This is a genomic window from uncultured Chitinophaga sp. (assembly GCF_937874145.1).
In the GTDB taxonomy this organism is placed as follows: Bacteria; Bacteroidota; Bacteroidia; order Chitinophagales; family Chitinophagaceae; genus Chitinophaga.
On record NZ_CALNBI010000258.1, the window covers coordinates 1 to 4988 of the forward strand.

Consider the following 4988-nt stretch of genomic DNA (forward strand, 5'->3'; position numbering starts at 1 on the left):
CAGCGGATCGTTGGGGACATCGAGGTATTTGGAGGTGTATTTGTTATTGGCATCCATGGGGCGGCCGGTGTTTTTGCGGTTGTAGTAGATGGGGATCTGGCCGGTGTTCCGCGGGAATGTCATGGTGAGTTTGCCGGAGGGATTGTATTTCCCGAGGAGCACATCCGCGATGGCGTGCCCTGCCTGCGTGCCGCCGAACCAGGTTTCCAGGATGGCGGGGATGTGGGTGTTTTCCCATTCCAGGGTCATGGGGCGGCCGTTAAAGAGCGCCAGCACGATGGGCTTTCCGGTCTTCGCAATGGCCTCCATCAGCCGTTTCTGCGCATCCGGGATGCCGATATCCGACCTGCTGGCGGCTTCTCCGCTCATCCCCTGCGATTCTCCCAGCGCCAATACCACTACATCCGCCCCGCGTGCGGCTTCCAATGCCGCTTTCAGTAATGCGTCCGCATCACCGGCAGGCAGTCCGAGCTTCCCCATCAGTTGCGCATCATCCGTGATTTGCGAGCCCTGTGCGTAGGTGACGGGTACGCCTGCCTCCTTCAATCCCTGCAACAACGTCACTGATTTTTTATAATCGCCCGCTGCCGACCAGTTGCCGATCATATCTCGCTGCGCATCGCCCAACGGGCCGATCAGCGCTACTTTCTGTTCTTTCCTGAGCGGCAAAACACCGTCATTTTTCAGCAGCACCATGCTCTTTTGCGCCGTTTCGCGGGCTGTTTGCAGGTATTCCGGGTTCATGATGACGCGCATGGCGCGCTGGGTATCGCAGTAGCGGTAGGGGTCATCGAACAGGCCGAGTTTGTACTTCGCTTCCAGGACGCGCATGACGGCTTCGTAGATCAGTTTGACGGGGATTTTCCTGTCTCCCACCAGCTTTTTCAATTGCGTGGCGTATACGCTGCCCTGCATATCCATGTCTACGCCGGCTTTGAGCGCCAGTTCCGCCGCTTCGTATTCGTCTTTTACAACGCCGTGGGGAATCATTTCATTGATGGACGTGTAATCCGTCACCACAAACCCTTTAAAGCCCCATTCCTTCCGCAGCAGATCGGTCAGCAGCCAGCGGTTTCCCGTGGCGGGGATGCCATCTATTTCATTAAACGACGTCATCACAGAAGCAACGCCCGCATCCACCGCGGCTTTGTATGGCGGGAGGTAAAACTGGTACATCTGGCGGCGGCTCATATCTACCGTATTGTAATCGCGCCCCGCTTCTATCGCGCCGTACAGAGCGAAGTGTTTCACGCAGGCGAGGATGGTATTGGGTGCGGAGAGATCACTTCCCTGGTAGCCGCGCACTTTCGCTTTCGCCACCTGTTCGCCGAACCAGGTGTCCTCCCCCACGCCTTCCGCCACGCGCCCCCACCGGGGATCGCGGGCGATATCGACCATAGGTGAATAGGTCCAGTGCAGGCCGTCGGCACTGGCTTCTTCCGCCGCGATGCGCGCCGTTTTCTCCATCAGTTCCATATCCCAGGTGCAGGCTTCGCCGAGGGGGATGGGGAAGATGGTCTTGTGGCCGTGCACTACGTCGTAACCGAACAGCAGCGGGATTTTGAGGCGGGTCTTCATCGCCATGTCCTGCAGCATGCGGGTGTACTGCGGCGTGTACGCGTTGAAGATCGCGCCGCAGGCGCCGCTGAGGATATCCTGTTTATAGTTTTCTTTCATGAATGGACCGGTAACATCCATATCGCTGGTGAGAAGATTGAGCTGGCCGATCTTTTCTTCGAGGGTCATTTTCTGCAGCAAACCGGTCAGGAAGCGTTGCTGCTGTGCATGGGCCGCGCCGCCGAACAGCAGGAAAAGTGCGAGGATGCGTTTCATAAAAAACGGCGTTGATATGCATAATCAACGCCGCCTTTCCTGCTTTGTTCATTGCGGTGCAGGGCCGCCGCCTTACGGCTGATTATTGTTCAGGCCAGCTGTCCGTCCGGAACGGATCCAGGGGCAGGCCTTCTTTACTGAAAATGTTGCCGATAGCGGCATTGTTGAAAGAGAAACGAACGGCCTCGGGCTCCGCGACCCCTTTCGCGGAAACCGTTACCGTATTGCCTTTCACCTTTACATCGGCGGGGACGAATTTACGGTCGGCCCCGGCGATGTACCATTCTTTCGCCTTGCCGTTCTTCAGTTCGAGTCCATTTCCCGCATGCTTGAAATGCAGGACGATCTGGTTGTTCTTTTTCTCCATTCTGTCGTACGAAGGGCTGCGGAATTCCCCTTCCTTTTTACCGTAATGGTCACCCAGCGCGATTTTCGCCAGGCGCAGGCCTACGTCGTGCTTGTTGATGGGGTGGATATTGGTGGTATCGTCCACCAAATCCGTGATAACGGCCATGCCCGTTTTGGGGTACGACAGCGTTTTGGATTGCGACTCCCGCAGCAATGATCCCCGCAGTGTGCCGGGCCCGTGTTTAAAAGGCGCGATTTGTACGTAATAAAACGGGAAGTCGATGTTCCAGGCTTTACGCCATGCGCCAATCATCGTTTCCATTAAAGGTTGATAAGTGCCCGCGGTATGGGCGTTGCTTTCTCCCTGGTACCAGATGGCCCCGGCAATGCGGTAATTGGTGAGCGGCGCGATCATGGCGTTGTAGGTTTTCCCCGGCTCGTGCGGGCGATAATTGGCCACGCCCTGTTTGGCTGCGGCGGCCGCCAGTGCGGGGGCGCCTGTCACCAGTTCGGCCGGCGTCCATACTTCGGCGGGCGTACCGCCCCAGCTGGAGTTGATGAGCGCCACCGGCACGCCGAGCTTCTTTCGGAGTTCCTTTCCGAAGAAATACGCCACGGCGCTGAAAGGCTTGAGCGTATTGGAATCGCAGCTGGTCCACACACCGGGCACATCGTCCTGCGGGTGGTCGGAGGTGATTTTAGGCACCTGGAAGAAGCGCAGCTGATCATCGGCACAGGTGGCGAGTTCGGCTTTGATATCGGGCAGGCCGTGGTTGCCGCTCCATTCCATGTTGGACTGGCCGCTGCAAACCCACACTTCGCCGATGAGGATATTCTTCAGTTCGATCGTGTTGCGGCCGCGCAGGGAGATGGTGTAGGGACCGCCGCCTTCGGGGGTTTTGATCTTCACTTTCCAGATGGAATTGCCGGTAGCCACGGCGGAGTCGGGCGTGGATTTCCAGGAAGCATTGATACGGACCTTTTCGCCGGGAGCAGCCCATCCCCATAGCAGCGCAGAATCGTTGCGCTGGAGGACCATATTATCGGAAAGCACGTCGGGCAGGCGGATCTGTGCGCTGGCAGCAACGTGGAAACCGGCCAGCACGGCCATCATTACATAACGGAGCATAAGTAGACGAGGGTTTTGATCCCGTTAAAATAATAAAATGGAATTACTTGTTTCCCGCTATTTCGTGAATATTAAAGGCCGTGCGGATAATAGGTATTTTCCAGCGTCCCGTCTTTATACAGTTTCAGGATGGCAAAGCCCGGCGGCGTTTCCTGGTAGAAGTACGGGCCGGCGGAGTTCTTGTCCCCTTTCCCCCACCAAAAGCCGCTCATCGCGCCGTTGCAGGCGTATGTGATTCCATTATACACAGTATTGTCGGACAGGTGGTTGTGCCCACTGAGGCAAAGGCGGACGCGGTTGGTTTTATAAAAGAGATCTTTCAGCAGTTTGCAATCCGAATGCCCGCCGCCTTCGAGCACCTGCGTGGTGCCAAGGATAGGATAATGCGAAGTCATAACGGCGAATTCTCCTTCAGGAATAGCTTCCAGCTTGCCTTTCAGCCAGTTGAACTGCTCTTCGTCCAGGGAAATGCCTTTGTTGTTGCCATCCAGCATGAAGAAGTGCCAGTTTTCCTTTTTGATGGTATAGTAGCGGTTGGGCGTGCCCAGTCTTTTCACCGCGTAGTTTTTCCCATACATTTCATCTTCTTTGGACGGGGCTTTCCACCACATATCATGATTGCCGAGGCAGGAATGCATTTCATATTTGCTGATGGATTTCACGCATTCATCCCACAGCGCCCACTGATCCGTCACCTGCTGGCGCACCACGCTGTCGTACGATGCGTCGTGGATAGAATCGCCGGTATTGAGGAAGAAATCCGGTTTGTGCTGATCGATGATGTTGCGCAGCACTTTTTTGAAGCGGGCCGGCGCATCGTCGCCCTCCCGGATGTGCACATCGGTGATGTGGGCTACGGTGAGGATAGGTTTTGCCTTCTTAGCCGCCTTTTCCGTTCCTTCACCCGTGAGGAGATTCCCTGCCAGGGAGCCCCCGGCCAGCAAACCGATGCTGGATAAAAAGTCTTGTCTGTTCATAGTCCGTGTTTGATACAAATATACATTTGTTTAGCCCGCATAAACAATAAGCAAACGTTACCATTTTGCAAAGAATGGGATGAGCGGAGGAAAAATTACTGGAACCGGAGGAAGGCGGGCGCCTTCAGACCATAAATATCAAAACGGAAATCCACGACGGTCGTGATTTCGAAGAAGAGGTTCCCGATGCCGGGGGTTTTACGCGGATAATAAGCCGCGCTTAGCTGTAGAGTATTCAGGGAAAGGTTCTCATTTTTTATCCGAACCGCCAGCCCCAATCCCGTATAAATAGGATTTTTCAACAGGTAATTGTTTTGGTAAGATACCTGCCCGGCTTCGAGGGTGCCAATGAAATTGAATTTAAATCCATACACCTTCCACGGACTGTACAACACGCTTTCCGATCGCATCAGCAGCCTGTGGTAACCGTTGATCTTCGTCCGCCGCCATCCCCAGAAACCTGTTCCGAAATCGCGGTTAAGGCTTAGCGGGCGATAGAAATAGTTGTTCGGGCTGCCGAGATAATCCAGGTAGATGAATTCGCGCCAGTTCCACTTCTTCCCCAACGTCATCAGCCGGCTGAAATAACTCACATTGGTATGGATCACCAGGTCTTCCGAAGTGCTGCCCTGCCAGAATCCTCCCACGCCGGCGTTCACGCTCAGCAGCCCGTTATGCAGTGTGGGCCAGTATTTCTGCCC

4 protein-coding genes are annotated in these 4988 nt (G+C 55.3%); all 4 read right to left on the bottom strand.

Annotation, left to right across the window (positions count from 1 at the left end; all coding sequences use genetic code 11):
* Window positions 1–1833: beta-glucosidase BglX (gene bglX, locus Q0510_RS12860; RefSeq protein ID WP_298712236.1), on the bottom strand; the 1833-nt coding region annotated here is incomplete at its 3' end.
* Window positions 1834–1915: 82 nt separating this feature from the next.
* Window positions 1916–3310 (bottom strand): sialate O-acetylesterase, encoded by a 1395-nt coding sequence (locus tag Q0510_RS12865; RefSeq protein WP_298712239.1) that lies wholly within the window; start codon window positions 3308–3310, stop codon window positions 1916–1918.
* Window positions 3311–3381: 71 nt separating this feature from the next.
* The gene (locus tag Q0510_RS12870) at window positions 3382–4287 is read right to left on the bottom strand and encodes a metallophosphoesterase (RefSeq protein WP_298712242.1); all 906 of its coding nucleotides are present in this window, start codon (window positions 4285–4287) and stop codon (window positions 3382–3384) included.
* A gap of 95 nt (window positions 4288–4382) precedes the next feature.
* Window positions 4383–4988 (bottom strand): hypothetical protein (locus Q0510_RS12875; RefSeq protein ID WP_298712245.1); only part of this gene is annotated, 606 nt, incomplete at its 5' end.